Here is a 14,293-nt window from a genome sequence, read left to right as displayed (position 1 = left end):
TTCTTTGACCGCAGAGGGTGATGTGCGGTGGTGCGCGTTAATCCGTTCAAGCCGACGGCTGGAATGAATCCACCTGAACTTATCGGTCGAGATGAGATTCTCGACGACTTTACCGAAGCGCTTGAAAACGGCCCCGGAGCTCCTGACAGATTACTTCGCGTTTCCGGGGTCCGTGGCGTGGGTAAGACCGTGCTCCTTAACGCATTTGGAGACATCGCGCGCGAGCATGGGTTCCATGTTGTTGACGTCGCCGCGAACGCGGGCTTTTGCGATCGCATTCTCGGTGCCCTCTCGCGGAATCGCGAAGTGTCCTCGCTGTCGATATCCCCTTCTATATTGGGCGTGAGCTTGGGTTCCGTCGAGATATCCAAGTCGGCGACGCAGCTGGGGGAAGCCATGTACGAGGCTTCGCGCAACGGTGGTCTCTTGATCACGCTCGATGAAATTCAAGATGCGCCGCTTGATGAGATGCGCGAGCTTGGTAACGAGATCCAGCTGCTGGTGCGCCAGGGTGCGAACGTCGCCTTTGCATTCGCGGGTCTTCCCGCTTCGGTCGACGGTGTCGTGGTGGACGAGACCCTGACGTTTCTACAGCGGGCCAAGCATGTCGAGCTCAAGCGCCTTATGGACTTTGAGGTCGGAGATTCGTTTGAGGACACGATGGTGCGCGCGGGTAAATCTGTTGCGCCTGGGGTGTCCGGTGTGCTCACGGCCGCCGCTGCCGGCTATCCCTTCATGGTCCAGCTTGTCGGATATTACACCTGGCAGTCAGCTTCGCGCCGCGGTTCTGATGCGGTTGAGCTGCTCGATGCGCAAAAGGGCATCGCGACGGCGCGCAAGAGCTTCGATAACATGGTGATTGAACCGGCGCTCAGGCGCGTCTCGGGCAGGCAGTTCGAGTACCTTGCGGCCATGGCGCGATGTGGGTCTGGACCCGTGGCGTCTGGCGATATCGCGCGCGAGATGGGGGTCGCCCCCACGTCCGTGAGCACCTATCGTCGCCGCCTCGTAGATGCGGCGCTCATCGAGGCGCCGTCATACGGCATGGTCAGCTTTGCGATCCCCTACATGCGCGAGTATCTGATCGAGCATGTGAGGGAGTAGGGCTGGCCCGTTGTTATCGCTGCATGTGCGCGTAGAGGGCGAGCGCGATCACCTCAATTTAGGGACTGTCCCTAAATTGAGGTGAGGGCTGATTCCTATTTCGAGGCGAAGTTGATCTGGATGTCGCCCAGGTTGCTGTCGACGCTAATGGTGCGCGCGGCGTCGTCGGCACCTTGCGGCGACACGATGTCGCCCTGGTTGGTGTGGGTGTCGATGTGGTAGGAGTCTTCTGCCCCCAGGTACGACAGGCAGATGTCCCCGTTCACGCTCTCAATCCGACTCGCGGTGACGTCGAGCCTCTGCGCCGAGATGTCCCCGTTCACGGATTCGCACAGCAGGTCATCCTGCAGCGCCGTGTCCACCAACATGATGTCACCGTTCTCGTTTACGACCTGGGCCTTGCGTGCCGTGGCTCCTCCCAGCGAGATGTCACCGTTGAAGTTGGTCGCGAGGACCGCCTCGGCTTCGACGCCGGAGAGCAGGGTGTCTCCGTTCTCGTTGATCGCGTCGAGCTTGGCGGCGGAGACATTCTTCGCCACGACGTCTCCGTTGCTGTTGGAAGCTCGCAGCCCGGCGAGCCCGTGCACGTTAGTCGCAACGACATCGCCCGAATCGGAGTGCACCTCGATCTCACCGGTGAACGAGGCTGGCACGCGCACTACGGTCGTAGTGTCGTCGACGCCGCCGGCCTCAGCAGGGGAGAGGTCGATCATGACGCCCTCCATGGGCTGCGAGTCGACGTCGATCTTGAGCACACCGTCAGTGTCTTCAACGGAGACACTCTGGCAGTTTCCCGTCCAATACTCGAGTTCGATGGCATCGCCGTCGGCGGGTTCGAGGAGGACGTTCTCGAATTCGGACGTGATGACGATGCTTTTGTGCGGCGAAGTCGCTTCGTCTTCGAGCGCGCTTACCGTTTGATGCCAGTCGTAGTTCACGGTGGACAGGCGGGCGGTGTCGAATCCGGCCGCCGCCCAAGCGCCGCACGAGAGCACGGTTCCGGTCCCGATGAGCGCCGCGGCGGCGATGAGGATGATCTTGGGCGCCTTACGCATTGTGGACGCCTCCTTCCGGGAGGGTGGCTTGGCCGGGGCGGGTGCTCTCGGCGGCCGACGGCATGCTCGGGGCGCCGTGGGTCTTTGCGCTATTGGGCGTGTCGCCGTCACCTTCGCCGCTCACGCGCACGAACAGGCTCGCGATCCAGCGCGCGAAAGCTCGCGTTGCCTGGAAGAGCAGCTTGCTTGCCCAGAACACGGCGAAGGAGGCGATGAGCCCGAAGCCGCTCGACACGAGCGAGAGGCCGAGGACGAAGATGCCGGGCAACGGCATCCCGCCTCCCAGGGTCGAGGTGAGCGCGGCGATTCCCGCGAAGGGCATGAGCACGAGGACCGCGTCGACGGCCCACAGCGCAGCGATGACCGCCCAAATCGCGACGTACACGGCAAGCGCCGCAGCCGCGAGTGCAAGCACGACGGGCACCCAGATGGGGGAGAACACCGCGAGCAAAACGATGTTCAGGGTGCGGCTGCCGGTGTTGGCCCGCGCGATGGCGCGCGGTATGGGCGGCGTCTCGGCGGCGATCTGCGCCGCGATCTCATCGATTGGGCCCAGGTCTGCCACCGCCTCGGATTCGGAAAGACCGTCCTCCATGCGGTCGCTGATGGCCTCGTCGTAGAACGCGAGCGCCTGCTCGACTTCGGCGTGCGGCAGCTTACCCAGCGCCCGCTCGAGCTCGGAGAGGAATTCCTGCTTGGTCATGCGTGTGCACCTCGTTTCACGAAATCGTAGATCGACATGATGTCCGCCTGCTCTGATAGGAACTCTGCGATGCGCTCCTCGCCTGCGGGCATGAGCCGGTAATACTTGCGCAGCCTGCCGTTGTGCTCCACGGAGTAGGCGGTCAAGCACTCGGCCTTCTCGAGGCGCTTGAGCAGCGGGTACAGTGTCGACTCGGTGAGCCCCAGGATGTCGGGCACGTCCTTCACGATCTGGTAGCCGTAAGAGTCCCGTTCCTGGAGCGATGCGAGCACGCACATCTCGAGGAAGCCGCGCTTCATCTGAGCATCCATGATATCTCCCTTCGACCGATACTATACGGCGCATAGTATAAGGCGTCAACTACCTAATGGTTGAATCGAACGCGTATTTTTACGTGAGAGTAATGCCCGCGCTTGTGCGCGGGCATTGCCAGGGGAAGATGATGTAGCTGGGTTGAAATGGACGCATGGCCGGGAAATGTACCGCAATTCGCAAAGTCCCGGCCATTCAAAGGTTCAGATAGAAGCTTTGCCCGCGCCGCGCACCCACACGCGGTCGTAGTCGCGGAGCATCAAGATCGCGAACGTCACGCCGAGTGCGAGGGGAGCCGAAGCATCGTCCACGATTTCGATGCCATATGCGGTCCGGTTGAGGGCCCGACGTGCGTTGATGTGGGCGATTGCGCTGTTGTTTCGTGCTATCGAGAACTCGTCCCCCATGAGGTTGCCTTCCACGCCGACGCCGCCGCCGTCGAACCGTATGACGTCTTTGTAGCCGTTGTCGATGCGGGTCTCGCGACGGAGTTGGATTCGGTCGAATCCCTCCATGCGTACTTGGAAGACGGGGTGCTGGAGAGCGTGTCTGCGTGTGATAGAGCCAACTTTGTACCCATGTTCATCCAAGATGTGGTAAAGGCTTCTGCTGAATAGCGTCGCGATGCGCACCAGGCGATACGCAAGCCCGTGTGAATCGGTGACATCGGCATCCTCGAATTTGCCGTGTGCGGGCCCGCCCGTCGAGCGAAGTTCGAAGAGGCCCAGCGTGGATGTATGGTTCCAGTCGGCGGCTTGCCGATTTCCAGGGTTGAACGTCTCTCCTGCAATGAGGAGGTGATTCTTGTCGCGTTCGAGCGCCTGGGCCATCACCTGCTCGTCGCCCTTCACCATCTCGTCGAGAGAGAGCCCGAAGAGCGCGCCCATCAGCACGAGGCTTTGAATGTCAGGCGTGGTATCGCCCCGTTCCCAGTTGCTGACGGTGTTTCTTGACACCCAGATGGCGTCGGCGAGATCGGCTTGCGACATCCCGAGTTGTTTGCGTCCAAGCTTGATCTGTTCCGAGAGAATCATCTGCGCTCCCTTCGTTGGAGTCGAACATGTTTGTCCTTTTCCAAGTTCACCTTACCGCCTCGAGATGACTCGAGCTGCCAAATCTCTTGTGCATTGCCTTTAGTTGAGCTTTTTCGTATCCATTTTTGAACTCGCGAAGTACGGCGGGTATCTCGTGCGGCAAAAGTGCAGGTGACTGCGCATCTTATGTTGGTGCTACTTGGCGTTTTCCGATTTGAATACGAAAAAGCTCAAGAAGCCAAGCTCCCATGCCCTCACCTCGCTTTCTCGGGTGGTTTCGATGTGCGAGGGACCGGTTTGCGATATCTCCCTCTATCAACAATACGTGAGCGCGCCGGATAGTTGGCATAATTGGCTTGAGCATTTGCCTCGATTCCGTTTCGCGCAGGCCGACCCCTCCGCGCCCTTTACCGAACCTCCGCCATGGGTTGGTTTGCCCTGTGCTAGATTCGTCTGAATTATCGGCCCGGGGACGGACCGGGCCGCATCGACGTGAGCGAGGAAGCATGGGACGTTTCACCACCGCGAGGGACCGCAAGCAGGGAGCCGTCGCCATCATCGGCTGTGTCTTCCTCTTCACCGCGTTCGGCGTGCTCGTCTACGGCCGCTTCGCCACGAGCGTCGGGGCGGCGGCGCTGTACAACCGCGCATCGGTCGGCGTCGGGTTCATCCTGTTCGGCATCTCCATGCTGTGCTTCACGCCCATGGTCTACCTGCAGCGCATGCACCGCAGGCGTATCGACCCCGCCGTCCTCGCCCGTGAGCTCAAGGGCATCCTGCTCGGCTTTTTCTGCTACGTGGTGCCGTTCTTCCTCGCCATGGGCGCGCTCTCCTCGGCCGATACCACGGGGGTGTTCGGCCTTGTCCTCATGGTCGCTTTCGGCGCGATTCCTTTTGTGTATCGCCGTCACCGCAAGAAGGACCCCATCTCCTACAAGCACACCGGGTCCGCCGCGATCGTGGCGTTCTGCGGCGTGTTCGCCGTCATCTCGATCGCCGGCGGCGCGTTCTCCTGCAGCGAGATGCTTGACGACCTCAACGGGGGATGGCGGCAGGAGCGCTTCGCCTTCTACGGGGCCGAGATCAATAAGCCGCGCGGCCGCGGGGCGGCGCTGTCGCCCACCACGTTCGAGGTCTCGCTCTACAGGGACGGGGAGTCGGTGGCGAACCACCATGTGGACGCGCGCCTCAGCGTGAACGCGGCCGACTGGCCCGAGGTCGCGCTTGTCCTCGATGAGCCGATGGCCGAGGTTCGCTGGTACCCCAAGACCCGCACTCTCGTGGGCGCGCGCGACGTGGACGGTCCTGCCACCGCGGGCGACCCGATCGAGTAGGGGGCGGCAATGGCGCGCGCGACTGAGAGAACGGCTCCTGTGACGGAGTCCCCTCACGCCCGGTCGACGCTCAAAAGCAGCTGTCCCGCGGGGCCGACTCTCGTCGCGTGTCAACGGTGCCGCCGTCCTATCCGCTCGTCCGCGCGCCTGTACAGCCCCGGGGGATGCGGGTGCGCCCTGCTCATGGCGCCGGTCATGGCCGCCGCGGTTGGCTTGGCGGCGCTCTCGCTCGGCATGGCCGCGCTGGCCGTCGGCGGATTGGCTGTCGCCGTCGCCCTTACGGTTCGGGAGGTCCGCCGCGCGAGGGGAGGGGCCAGCGTCTGGCCCGGGTTCGCGGTCGCCGCGGGAGCCCTGTACCTGGCGAGCGTCCCGTACCTAGTGTTCTTCATCTGGCTCTGGTTCGTCGACTGACCGTTTTGGAAAGGGGCTCACATGCTCTTCTCGCTGTATAAGGCCACGCTTGATGATGAAATCAGGAGAGGCTTGGAATCCTCCGCGTATTCTGAGATGGAGATCGAGGGCGTGCGCTGCAAGTTGAGGCGCCAAATCGAGGAGCGGACGAGGGCGACGAGCGGCGTGCTCGCCCTCTTCGCCGCCTTCGATGCCATGTTGGTGATGACCAAGAGCTCCGTGCCCGTCCTCATCGCGATGCTCGTCGTCGAGGGCCTTGCCCTGTATGCGGCGTGGTATTTGCAGGCGGGCTGCCTCAAGCGGCAGTTCAACAAGGCCCTGCGGCGCGGGTATCCGGGGTTCGATCATTTGAAGCTGTGAGGCGAGCCACCCGCCCTGCCAATCGAAGGTGGCGGCCGCGCTTGTCTTGCCAGCTGAAACGCCGGCACGGTGGCCGGCAATCCCGGAGGGGGTACAATCCCCAAAACCTACCGAGGAGTTGATCGTTATGAGTAGTCTTCCGACCCCGCCCGCCCCGGCACTGGAGCCCAACCGCATCGACAACATCTCGCCGTCGGGTGACGGGCGCTCCTCCTACTGGGGTTTGGATGCGCAGGAGACCGTTGCCACGTATGTCAAGCGGGTGCGCGCGATCAAGGCGCAGTCCATCGCGCTGATTCTCGCCAACCTCGTTGCGATGATCTGGTTTGTCAAGGAGGGCCACTTCGCGCTCTACCTCGTCTGCTTTGTCCTCCTGTTCGCCATCGTGCTCATCGCGCGCGTGCGCATGGGCGCACTGTTCCTCAAGCTCGGAGAGGTCGTCTCCCAGGATTGCGACCCCGCCCGCTATCGCACGGTGCTCGATGTGCTTTCCGCCCGCGACCGCTTCGGCCGCTCCGCGAACACCATCGCCATCGAGCTCGCGTACTGCGACTACCTTGAGCTCGATAGCGCCGGTGCCCTGTGCCGCCTCGAGTCCGTCACCTTCAAGCGCAAGGACAACGTCAGGTGGTTCCGAGCCATGCAGATCGAGTTTTTGAGCCGGATCGATGTGGGCGATCTCGAAGGCGCGCGCGATGCGCTGGCGAGGCTCGCGGCGTTCCGGAAGAACTTCAAGGAGGGTTCGCGCAACCGTGCTTCCGCCGACCTGCAGGTCGCCGATTACGCCGTGCTGGTGCGCCCGCCCGCCGAGCGGGACGCCGCCGACGCCGCGCGCATGCGCGAGCGCATGGCCCTGGCCGATTGCCATCAACAGCGTGCGAACTGGCAGCTCTATCTCGCCGAGTACGAGCTACTGCACGGGTCGCCCGAGGAGGCGGCGCGCCTGGCGTCCGATGCCTCCCTCGAACCGCTCACGCCCCGCATGGAGCGCCTGCGCGCCGAGGTGCTGTCGGGGCTGGAGGTGAGCGGGTAATGGAATACGCCGTCTTCAGGCTCGCTGTGGAGTACCTGCCGCACACGGGCTACGGCGCGATCGTCGAGCGGGGCTGACCGGATTTGAAGCAAAGGGGGCTGTCATGGCGTCTTCGCAAGGCTATCTCGATTATGTCCTCGACCTTCTCTCGGGTGTTGAGGGCTTGACTACGAGGAAGATGATGGGGGAGTACCTCCTCTACTCGGAGGGCACGTTGTTCGGCGGCGTCTACGACGACCGGCTGCTCATCAAGGAGACCCCCGCGTCCGCGTCGGCGCTGGGCGCGACCGCCGTTCCCTACGAGGGCGCGAGGCCGATGAGGCTCGTCGATTCAGATGACGGCGATTCGCTCTCCCGCTTGGTGGGGGCTGTCTGCGCGGAGCTCCGCGGCGCCTCGGCTCGGAAGGCCCGTCGATGATGGGGGAGATGACCTGCGCTCATTGCGGGCGGAGGGTGCCCGTCAGGTTCGGCGTCATGCCGAGGCGGTGCGCCTGTGGGGCGGAGTTCGAATGGGCGCCGTTCGGAGGGGCGGGGAGGGTCGCCGCCGCCCTTGCGGCGCTCGCGCTGCTCATGTCGCCGCTTTTCATCCTCATGTGGGCCGCGAGGCCGCTTCTCCGGGATTCGATCGCCCTCTACGCCGTCGGGCTTGCCGCTGCCCTCTACTGGCTGCGCGTGTGCGAGACGCTGCTCGTGCGCCTCGGCCTGCTGCGCATGGAAGGCGTCGACGTAGCATAATCGATATCACGTCCCGAATTGAAAGGACCTATCTGTGACGGATATAACCAGAGATACTTATGCCGATGTGAACGCCCGCGCCATCGATGGCTGGAACGCACAGGGCTGGGAGTGGGGCACCCCCTTGAGCCATGAGGAATACCTCGAGGCGCGGCAGGGCGAGTGGCGCATGCTGCTAACCCCCACCAGGCCCGTTCCGCCCGCATGGTATCCGAGCGACCTGTCCGGCCTGCGCGTGCTGGGACTCGCCAGCGGCGGAGGTCAGCAGATGCCCGTCTTCGCTGCCCTCGGTGCGCGGTGCACCGTGTTCGATTACACGCCCAGCCAGCTGGAATCCGAGCGGATGGTCGCCGAGCGCGAGGGCTACGAGATCGAGATCGTTCGAGGCGACATGTCCCATCCGCTTCCCTTTGCGGACGGGGAGTTCGACTTCATCTTCCATCCCGTCTCGAACTGTTACATAGAGGAGGTCAAGCCGCTTTGGCGCGAGTGCCATCGCATTCTGAAGCCTGGTGGTCGCCTGTTGGCGGGCATGGACAACGGCTTCGGGTACGTGTTCGACTACCCCGAAGAGGAGCGGGCGGTGTACAACCTGCCGTTCAACCCGTTGAAGAATCCCGATCACATGGCGGCGCTCGATCCTGTTGAGGACGGCATTCTGTTCTCACATACGATGGAAGAGCAGATTCGCGGTCAGCTGCAAGCGGGTTTCCAGCTGGTCGACTGCTACGAGGACACCTATGGCGAGGGCCGTCTGCACGATCTGAACATTCCGACCTTCTGGGCGACGTACGCCGTGAAGGGCGCCTGACGCCCCTACCGCCCATCTCGCCGTCCGACTGGATGGGGGAGAAAGATGACTACCTGGGTATCGAGGCTCTGTTCATCTATGATTCCGATCAGGGGGAATTCTACTTTGACGGTCTGAACACGGATGCGATCTAGCGGTTGGGCGCTGGCTTGCACGGGGGGACGGCCGCGTGGTGCATCACCGCAGCGTCATCAATAGCCCCAGTCGACGATCTTCCATGGGGCGTCTTGCGAAGGCCTGGTGAGAATCCATTGCCAGCCTTCGTATCTGTCGTTCGGCGAAAAGCCCTCGTCAGCTGCCCGCCAGTCGGTCGTGAATTCGGATAGCACGACGATAAGGTCCCCTTTGCCTTTTTGCCCATGCTCGAGTATTTCGTCCAGAAATGTGGACTCAACCTCGTCGTCGTAGCGAAGCTCATCAAGCGAGCATCCCTTGAAGCCTGAGGCGAATTCCGATTCGACGGCATTGAACGCATCGTCTATGTCGTCTTTGCTGTAAAGATCGGTCGCCTGCGCGATGCGCTCGACCGATTTCACGTTTCCGCCGGAGGGACCGACGAGCGCCACCAGGATGCCAAGAGCGGCGAGAGTGCCCGTTATCGCGATGAGAACCGTTTTCCTGTTCATTGCGCCCCCTTGGAATCGCCGTGCCGAGTGCCCGGATGCAGGTTCCTCAATGGTAGGTGACATCTATGCGAATTGCAACGAGGCGAGACCCGCTTCGTTTTGAATTCGGCAAGGTGTTATGGTCAACTTGACAAGAACACATGTTCTATTATCATAGGGTCAGGGTTGCTTGCGAAAGGGGATTACGATGGCATTTGACTACAAGAAGGAATACAAGGAGTTCTACCTTCCGCCCAAGAAGCCGATGCTCGTCGAAGTTCCTGCGATGACGTTCATCGCCGTCCGCGGCCATGGTGACCCTAACGAGGAAGGCGGGGCGTACAAGGATGCGCTTGAGGCGCTCTACGGCGTGGCGTACACCATCAAGATGTCCAAGAAAGGCGACCATCGCATCGAGGGCTACTTCGACTTCGTCGTGCCGCCTCTTGAGGGTTTTTGGTGGCAGGACGGCGTTCTGGGCGTGGATTATGCGCGCAAGGAGGACTTCAACTGGATATCCGCCATCCGCGTGCCCGAGTTCGTGACGCGCGAGGAGTTTGAATGGGCCGTCGCGGAGGCCGCCGCCAAGAAGAAGCGGGATTTCTCGATGGTGGAGCTGCTCAATATTGAGGAGGGACTGTGCGTTCAGTGCCTGCATGTCGGGACGTATGACGGCGAGCCGGCGACCGTCGAAGCCATGTGCGATTTCGCCGAGGAGCAGGGCTATGTCGAGGATTTCTCCGACGAGCGCCTCCATCACGAGATCTACCTCAACGATGCCCGACGCACCGCGCCCGAGAAGCTCAAGACGGTGATCAGGCATCCGGTTCGCAGGGCGTAGATGGGTACCGCCGTTGGCCGCTGCTGCTTCTATTGATGAACGTGGTATAGTTAGGCCACAAGTTGAAAGGGGTGCATATGGCTATCGCAGTCCCAGTTCGCGATATGAAGGACACCGCGGCTTTTACCGCGCTTGTCAGTCGAGAGCGTGATGTTACGGTGACGCGTAACGGTTACGAGGCATTTCATTGTCTGTCGGCAGAGGAGTGGGCTGCTCAGCGCGATGAGGTTGCGAAGGCGCGCCTGTTTTCTCGGATTCTGCTCGCGGAGCAGGAAATCGAGAACGGCGAGGTGGATGAGTACGACGTCTTCGCGTCGAAGCTCAGGGAAGAATATGGGCTATAGGTTATCGATTGCTCGCGAGGCGCAGCGCGAGTACCGAGATATCGTCTCCTACCTTGTCAACGTAGTGAAGAGCCCTCAGGCCGCCCGTCATTTCATGACGGAGTTCGATGCCAAGGTGGAAAGCGTTCGGAACCATCCCGAAGCATTCAGCCTATGCCATCTGCCTGAGCTTGCTGCAAGGGGATACCGGTCCGCCTCCGTGATGAGACATACGTTTCTCTATACGGTGCGCGGCGACGACGTGACCATCGCCCACATCTTCCATCAGTCGCAAGATTACGCTCGACTCGTATAGTGCTTTTATAGATGTTCGCAACGTGTCAATGAGGTGCGTGAAAGGGGGTGTGAGCGGTACGGGTTCCATCGCAGGAAACATCGCCGTTTGCATCGAGGGGGATAACCTGCTCCACAGGCGCCTAGAAATAGAACAGTTCCTCAAACTTCTTGTCGAGCGCAATGCAGAGGACGAGCGCAAGCTTGGCTGTAGGGTTGAACTGTCCCGTTTCGATGGAGCTGATCGTGTTTCGGGACACCCCCGTCAACTCGGCAAGTTGTGTCTGCGAGAGTCCACGCTGCTTGCGAGCCTCTCGCAGTGAGTTTTTAAGTGTCAGCGATTCCTTCACAGTGGCATCAACCCAACGACGCGTAGGCACATAGCCAGGCCACGACGAGGGCTGTGTACAGAACAGATGTTATGAATGTCCAGCGCGACCTTGTTTTGCTCCATTTGTACGCGCTCCCTGCGGAGAGGTACGCGAACAGGATGGCGAGCAGGTCGTATGAATTCCCACCCTTTGTGAGCAATCGGATGAGAAAGATCACGGCAACGGCAGCCGTTAAGGCTATCACTCCCCAAGCGCTCGCTTCGTCAGCTAACCTGTGATCCCGCTCATCAAGGTGTCGGTTGTCCATGCGATTTCTTGCAAGGATTTCATCTCTGTCCATGTCATCCTCAATTCTGCCAAGTTTTATTGTCAGTGAAAGGATATCACTGACAATAAAACTTGGCAGAATGATTATGGTAGGCTATGAAAAATGCCGACGGGAGTGGATGGGAAGGATGTCTAGGTTCTTCGTCTTTTAAGTGATTGTCCTGCGTTGACGGCAGCGTTGTAAAACGGTGCCGAGCCCGCGAAGCCCGGCACCGCCCAGAAACCCGCGGGTGGCGTGCAGGGGCGCCGGAAAAGCGGGTATACTGGTAGCGACTAGGGAGGCGTACGCCCTCCTGGATTGACCTAGTGGGGTAAAACCCGCACGAACAGCCGCTCCGGCCAGGGCGGCTGTTCCCTTAAATGGCGAGTTTCACCCCTTGGCCGCTAGAAAACGGCAAGATAAAGAAGCGCGATCGATAGAACGAGCACGGAAGCTGCGAGCAGCAACGCGGTGAACTTCGCCATGGGAACCCTCCTAACCCCCTGCAAGGACTCGGAGGGCACCGCCCATGTCGCTGTCTCTATGATAGCATAAAGCACGAACATCTGTTCTATACTATGGCACGCTTGTTCGCCGGCGCCGCCAACAATTGCATCCCCTATTTCCAGATGTAAAGCAATCCTAAAGCTTCGCCTTCTACCATGAGGTCATGGAGATCTCCAATCCTAGCCGTGCGTCATGGACGCTGTATGTTTGGAGGGTGAAGATGAAGAATATGGGCAAGCTGGCACTGGCTGCTACGGGTTTGGCCGTGGCGGTGTTTGCGGCTCTCGGGATGCTCTTGCCCGCGTCTGCCGTTGCCGATGAAGAGGCGCCTGGGACCCGCGGAATCGTGATCGGCTTGGGCGAGGCGACGCCGCGTTCCGATGGGGGCATGGAGTTCGATGTTGTTCGCTGGGTCGAGGACGGCACCGAGGTGGCGCCCGTGCCCGATGTGCGGGTATTCGCCGACGTCGCGGAATAGGCGCGACGGACTGTTGCGGCGGCGCGGGCCGAGGTGGTTCGCGCCGCCCTTGTAAAAGGGGGCTGGTATGAGGCTTTTGCTGGTAGAGGATGCCCGGCTCATCCGGGAGCCGCTTTCTCGGGCGCTCGAGCTCACCGGGTGGGAGGTGGAGGCAGTGCCAGATGGCGAGGCGGCGCTCGCGCGTCTTGCCGTGGCTCCTGTAGATGCCGTGGTGCTCGACATCATGCTGCCCGGCAAGGACGGCCTTTCCGTTCTGTCGGAGTTGCGCGCACGTGGTGACGCCACGCCCGTCATCCTGCTCACGGCCCGCGGTGACATGCGCGATCGCGTGCGCGGCCTGGACCTCGGCGCGGACGACTATCTTGCCAAGCCCTTCCATGTCGAGGAGCTTCTGGCGAGGCTGCGCGCCGTTCTCAGACGGCGCGGCGGCGCGGATCCGTCCACAGTGATTGAGGCGCTCGGCATGTTCTACGCACCCGATTCCCGCGAGTTGACGTATGGTGAGGGATCTTGCGTTCTTACGCCCAAGGAGGGCCTGGTGCTCGAAGCATTGATGCGCCATGCGGGGACTCCGGTGCATCGGGAGCGAATCATGGCCTCTGCGTGGGGCGCCGATGGCGGGTCGAGTGCCGGTAGGATCGAGACGCAGGTCTCGCTGCTTCGTTCCAAGATCGCCGTCCTCGGCGCCCCGGTTTCAATTCGCGCCATTCGTGGAATCGGCTACGTGTTGGAGGCCAAGCATGAAGATGCCTAGGGACCTCGCGGTGTTCCGCCGACGCATCGTCGTGGTTTCCGCCGCCCTCATCGCCCTATGTACCGCGGCGTGTATGGCGCTGCTGGCGACACCGCTCATCGATGCGGATATGACGGCGCGCAGGCATATGCTTGAGGAGTTCTCAAACCAGCCGTTTGACATCGACCGGACGGCCGCGGACAGCGAGGCTGATGGGACGTCAGGTTTGGTCGTTACCGGCCCCGACATTTCATGGTGCCGGGTTGCCGTGGACGAGTCGGGCGAGGCGGGTGCGGTGGAATGCGGGGGAGCGGCTGCCGTCGATCGCCTCTCTGAAAGCGTCGCGACGCAGCTCGTGAGTCTTCGCGATGAGGTCGGAAGCCAGCCTTTCTCTTTTGACGGGCGCAAGTGGATCGGCCTCTGGCAGCCCCTCGGTGCCCAGAATGGTGCCGTGACGGTCTCGAATGGAAGCGTTGCGGCGGTCGAGACCGCTCCAAGCGGGATACGTGTCTACACGTTTCTTGATGTAACGCCCCATGGCGATTATGCTGCCTCGCTCATCCTCCGTTGCATCGCTTCCGGGGCGGTCATCGTGTTGTGTGCAACGGCGGTTGCGGCTTTCGCGACAACGCGGTCGCTGCGACCGGTTATGGAGGCTCGCAAGCGCGAGAGGGGGTTCGTCCTTTCCGCCTCCCACGAGCTTATAACCCCTTTGATGGCAATCACGAGCGCCTGCGACGTGCTTGAAGCGGAGACCGCGATTTCTTCTGACGTGTCCGACGATTTGTCAATCGGCGACTCATCGGTCGGTGTGGATAGCCTTTCTCGCTGGCTCGGAATTATTCGTGAGGCATCGGATGAGATGGCTCGCAGCATCTCCGATATGCTCAGAAGCTTGGACGGAGGCGTTTGATGATACGACAGGACGTGGCGCTATACTGATATCCATCGAAGATAAAAACACAGCGCCCGTCGGGTAGT

General features: G+C 61.5%; 21 protein-coding genes. 14 read left to right on the top strand and 7 right to left on the bottom strand.

The window, feature by feature from the left end; genetic code table 11:
* The first annotated feature begins 27 nt into the window (after positions 1-27).
* On the top strand, positions 28-1,104 hold the full coding sequence (locus Q5Q88_RS02425; RefSeq protein ID WP_302741621.1) for an AAA family ATPase: 1,077 nt from the start codon (positions 28-30) through the stop codon (positions 1,102-1,104).
* Positions 1,105-1,199: 95 nt separating this feature from the next.
* Here Q5Q88_RS02425 and Q5Q88_RS02420 read toward each other — a convergent pair whose 3' ends face one another.
* The 4 genes from Q5Q88_RS02420 to Q5Q88_RS02405 all read right to left on the bottom strand — a co-directional run bounded on the left by Q5Q88_RS02420 (position 1,200) and on the right by Q5Q88_RS02405 (position 4,208).
* Entirely contained in the window at positions 1,200-2,159 is a 960-nt protein-coding gene (locus Q5Q88_RS02420; protein WP_302741619.1) for a DUF4097 family beta strand repeat-containing protein, read from the bottom strand.
* Positions 2,152-2,862, bottom strand: coding sequence for a DUF1700 domain-containing protein (locus Q5Q88_RS02415; RefSeq protein ID WP_294123961.1), 711 nt, complete (start codon positions 2,860-2,862; stop codon positions 2,152-2,154). Before Q5Q88_RS02415 ends, Q5Q88_RS02420 begins: the two co-directional genes overlap by 8 nt.
* Positions 2,859-3,173 carry a PadR family transcriptional regulator gene (locus Q5Q88_RS02410; RefSeq protein ID WP_294123963.1) on the bottom strand — a complete coding sequence of 105 codons (315 nt, stop codon included), beginning with the start codon at positions 3,171-3,173 and terminating at the stop codon, positions 2,859-2,861. The genes Q5Q88_RS02415 and Q5Q88_RS02410 overlap by 4 nt, the downstream gene beginning before the upstream one ends.
* Positions 3,174-3,377: 204 nt before the next feature.
* The gene (locus Q5Q88_RS02405; protein ID WP_294159362.1) at positions 3,378-4,208 is read right to left on the bottom strand and encodes a helix-turn-helix domain-containing protein; all 831 of its coding nucleotides are present in this window, start codon (positions 4,206-4,208) and stop codon (positions 3,378-3,380) included.
* Between the two features lie 506 nt (positions 4,209-4,714).
* Here Q5Q88_RS02405 and Q5Q88_RS02400 point away from each other — a divergent pair.
* The 7 genes from Q5Q88_RS02400 to Q5Q88_RS02370 all read left to right on the top strand — a co-directional run bounded on the left by Q5Q88_RS02400 (position 4,715) and on the right by Q5Q88_RS02370 (position 8,892).
* Complete coding sequence (locus Q5Q88_RS02400; RefSeq protein WP_302741615.1) at positions 4,715-5,542, top strand: hypothetical protein; 828 nt, start codon at positions 4,715-4,717, stop codon at positions 5,540-5,542.
* 9 nt (positions 5,543-5,551) lie between these two features.
* The gene (locus Q5Q88_RS02395; protein ID WP_302741613.1) at positions 5,552-5,953 is read left to right on the top strand and encodes a hypothetical protein; all 402 of its coding nucleotides are present in this window, start codon (positions 5,552-5,554) and stop codon (positions 5,951-5,953) included.
* A 21-nt stretch (positions 5,954-5,974) separates the two neighbouring features.
* A complete protein-coding gene (locus tag Q5Q88_RS02390; protein WP_302741611.1) occupies positions 5,975-6,313 on the top strand; it encodes a hypothetical protein in 339 nt (112 codons plus the stop codon).
* A 127-nt stretch (positions 6,314-6,440) separates the two neighbouring features.
* Entirely contained in the window at positions 6,441-7,346 is a 906-nt protein-coding gene (locus Q5Q88_RS02385; RefSeq protein WP_302741610.1) for a hypothetical protein, read from the top strand.
* 103 nt (positions 7,347-7,449) lie between these two features.
* Positions 7,450-7,764 (top strand): TfoX/Sxy family protein, encoded by a 315-nt coding sequence (locus Q5Q88_RS02380; protein WP_302741609.1) that lies wholly within the window; start codon positions 7,450-7,452, stop codon positions 7,762-7,764.
* A gap of 35 nt (positions 7,765-7,799) precedes the next feature.
* The gene (locus Q5Q88_RS02375) at positions 7,800-8,081 is read left to right on the top strand and encodes a hypothetical protein (protein ID WP_302741607.1); all 282 of its coding nucleotides are present in this window, start codon (positions 7,800-7,802) and stop codon (positions 8,079-8,081) included.
* 34 nt (positions 8,082-8,115) lie between these two features.
* The gene (locus tag Q5Q88_RS02370; protein ID WP_302741605.1) at positions 8,116-8,892 is read left to right on the top strand and encodes a class I SAM-dependent methyltransferase; all 777 of its coding nucleotides are present in this window, start codon (positions 8,116-8,118) and stop codon (positions 8,890-8,892) included.
* 191 nt (positions 8,893-9,083) lie between these two features.
* Here Q5Q88_RS02370 and Q5Q88_RS02365 read toward each other — a convergent pair whose 3' ends face one another.
* Positions 9,084-9,518: a hypothetical protein gene (locus tag Q5Q88_RS02365; RefSeq protein ID WP_302741603.1), complete on the bottom strand. Its 435-nt coding sequence runs from the start codon at positions 9,516-9,518 to the stop codon at positions 9,084-9,086.
* Positions 9,519-9,705: 187 nt separating this feature from the next.
* On the opposite strand from Q5Q88_RS02365, the gene Q5Q88_RS02360 reads away from it, so the two are divergent.
* The 3 genes from Q5Q88_RS02360 to Q5Q88_RS02350 all read left to right on the top strand — a co-directional run bounded on the left by Q5Q88_RS02360 (position 9,706) and on the right by Q5Q88_RS02350 (position 10,977).
* Positions 9,706-10,338: a GyrI-like domain-containing protein gene (locus tag Q5Q88_RS02360; protein ID WP_302741601.1), complete on the top strand. Its 633-nt coding sequence runs from the start codon at positions 9,706-9,708 to the stop codon at positions 10,336-10,338.
* A 77-nt stretch (positions 10,339-10,415) separates the two neighbouring features.
* Complete coding sequence (locus tag Q5Q88_RS02355) at positions 10,416-10,682, top strand: hypothetical protein (protein ID WP_072414369.1); 267 nt, start codon at positions 10,416-10,418, stop codon at positions 10,680-10,682.
* Positions 10,672-10,977 (top strand): type II toxin-antitoxin system RelE/ParE family toxin, encoded by a 306-nt coding sequence (locus tag Q5Q88_RS02350; protein WP_302741596.1) that lies wholly within the window; start codon positions 10,672-10,674, stop codon positions 10,975-10,977. The genes Q5Q88_RS02355 and Q5Q88_RS02350 overlap by 11 nt, the downstream gene beginning before the upstream one ends.
* 121 nt (positions 10,978-11,098) lie before the next feature.
* Here Q5Q88_RS02350 and Q5Q88_RS02345 read toward each other — a convergent pair whose 3' ends face one another.
* Together Q5Q88_RS02345 and Q5Q88_RS02340 are read right to left on the bottom strand one after the other, a co-directional pair.
* Positions 11,099-11,305, bottom strand: coding sequence for a helix-turn-helix transcriptional regulator (locus tag Q5Q88_RS02345; RefSeq protein ID WP_294159341.1), 207 nt, complete (start codon positions 11,303-11,305; stop codon positions 11,099-11,101).
* A 7-nt stretch (positions 11,306-11,312) separates the two neighbouring features.
* Positions 11,313-11,627 (bottom strand): DUF6442 family protein, encoded by a 315-nt coding sequence (locus tag Q5Q88_RS02340; RefSeq protein WP_294159339.1) that lies wholly within the window; start codon positions 11,625-11,627, stop codon positions 11,313-11,315.
* Between the two features lie 694 nt (positions 11,628-12,321).
* Here Q5Q88_RS02340 and Q5Q88_RS02335 point away from each other — a divergent pair.
* From Q5Q88_RS02335 to Q5Q88_RS02325, 3 genes are all read left to right on the top strand, one after another.
* Positions 12,322-12,579 carry a hypothetical protein gene (locus Q5Q88_RS02335; RefSeq protein WP_118654193.1) on the top strand — a complete coding sequence of 86 codons (258 nt, stop codon included), beginning with the start codon at positions 12,322-12,324 and terminating at the stop codon, positions 12,577-12,579.
* Positions 12,580-12,646: 67 nt separating this feature from the next.
* The gene (locus Q5Q88_RS02330) at positions 12,647-13,333 is read left to right on the top strand and encodes a response regulator transcription factor (RefSeq protein ID WP_302741592.1); all 687 of its coding nucleotides are present in this window, start codon (positions 12,647-12,649) and stop codon (positions 13,331-13,333) included.
* Positions 13,320-14,225 (top strand): hypothetical protein, encoded by a 906-nt coding sequence (locus Q5Q88_RS02325; protein WP_302741590.1) that lies wholly within the window; start codon positions 13,320-13,322, stop codon positions 14,223-14,225. The genes Q5Q88_RS02330 and Q5Q88_RS02325 overlap by 14 nt, the downstream gene beginning before the upstream one ends.
* Positions 14,226-14,293 lie beyond the last annotated feature (68 nt).

Source organism: uncultured Collinsella sp., assembly GCF_959026545.1.
In the GTDB taxonomy this organism is placed as follows: domain Bacteria; phylum Actinomycetota; class Coriobacteriia; order Coriobacteriales; family Coriobacteriaceae; genus Collinsella.
Note: the sequence above shows the minus strand (reverse complement) of the source record. Positions and strands in the feature narration are given on the sequence as shown.

Excerpts from the sequence above, each read along its gene's own strand:
- Q5Q88_RS02420 (WP_302741619.1), bottom strand. The coding sequence starts at position 2,159 with ATGCGTAAGGCGCCCAAGATCATCCTCATCGCCGCCGCGGCGCTCATC.
- Q5Q88_RS02415 (WP_294123961.1), bottom strand. The coding sequence starts at position 2,862 with ATGACCAAGCAGGAATTCCTCTCCGAGCTCGAGCGGGCGCTGGGTAAG.
- Q5Q88_RS02410 (WP_294123963.1), bottom strand. The coding sequence starts at position 3,173 with ATGGATGCTCAGATGAAGCGCGGCTTCCTCGAGATGTGCGTGCTCGCA.
- Q5Q88_RS02405 (WP_294159362.1), bottom strand. The coding sequence starts at position 4,208 with ATGATTCTCTCGGAACAGATCAAGCTTGGACGCAAACAACTCGGGATG.
- Q5Q88_RS02400 (WP_302741615.1), top strand. The coding sequence starts at position 4,715 with ATGGGACGTTTCACCACCGCGAGGGACCGCAAGCAGGGAGCCGTCGCC.
- Q5Q88_RS02395 (WP_302741613.1), top strand. The coding sequence starts at position 5,552 with ATGGCGCGCGCGACTGAGAGAACGGCTCCTGTGACGGAGTCCCCTCAC.
- Q5Q88_RS02390 (WP_302741611.1), top strand. The coding sequence starts at position 5,975 with ATGCTCTTCTCGCTGTATAAGGCCACGCTTGATGATGAAATCAGGAGA.
- Q5Q88_RS02385 (WP_302741610.1), top strand. The coding sequence starts at position 6,441 with ATGAGTAGTCTTCCGACCCCGCCCGCCCCGGCACTGGAGCCCAACCGC.
- Q5Q88_RS02380 (WP_302741609.1), top strand. The coding sequence starts at position 7,450 with ATGGCGTCTTCGCAAGGCTATCTCGATTATGTCCTCGACCTTCTCTCG.
- Q5Q88_RS02365 (WP_302741603.1), bottom strand. The coding sequence starts at position 9,518 with ATGAACAGGAAAACGGTTCTCATCGCGATAACGGGCACTCTCGCCGCT.
- Q5Q88_RS02360 (WP_302741601.1), top strand. The coding sequence starts at position 9,706 with ATGGCATTTGACTACAAGAAGGAATACAAGGAGTTCTACCTTCCGCCC.
- Q5Q88_RS02355 (WP_072414369.1), top strand. The coding sequence starts at position 10,416 with ATGGCTATCGCAGTCCCAGTTCGCGATATGAAGGACACCGCGGCTTTT.
- Q5Q88_RS02350 (WP_302741596.1), top strand. The coding sequence starts at position 10,672 with ATGGGCTATAGGTTATCGATTGCTCGCGAGGCGCAGCGCGAGTACCGA.
- Q5Q88_RS02340 (WP_294159339.1), bottom strand. The coding sequence starts at position 11,627 with ATGGACAGAGATGAAATCCTTGCAAGAAATCGCATGGACAACCGACAC.
- Q5Q88_RS02335 (WP_118654193.1), top strand. The coding sequence starts at position 12,322 with ATGAAGAATATGGGCAAGCTGGCACTGGCTGCTACGGGTTTGGCCGTG.
- Q5Q88_RS02330 (WP_302741592.1), top strand. The coding sequence starts at position 12,647 with ATGAGGCTTTTGCTGGTAGAGGATGCCCGGCTCATCCGGGAGCCGCTT.
- Q5Q88_RS02325 (WP_302741590.1), top strand. The coding sequence starts at position 13,320 with ATGAAGATGCCTAGGGACCTCGCGGTGTTCCGCCGACGCATCGTCGTG.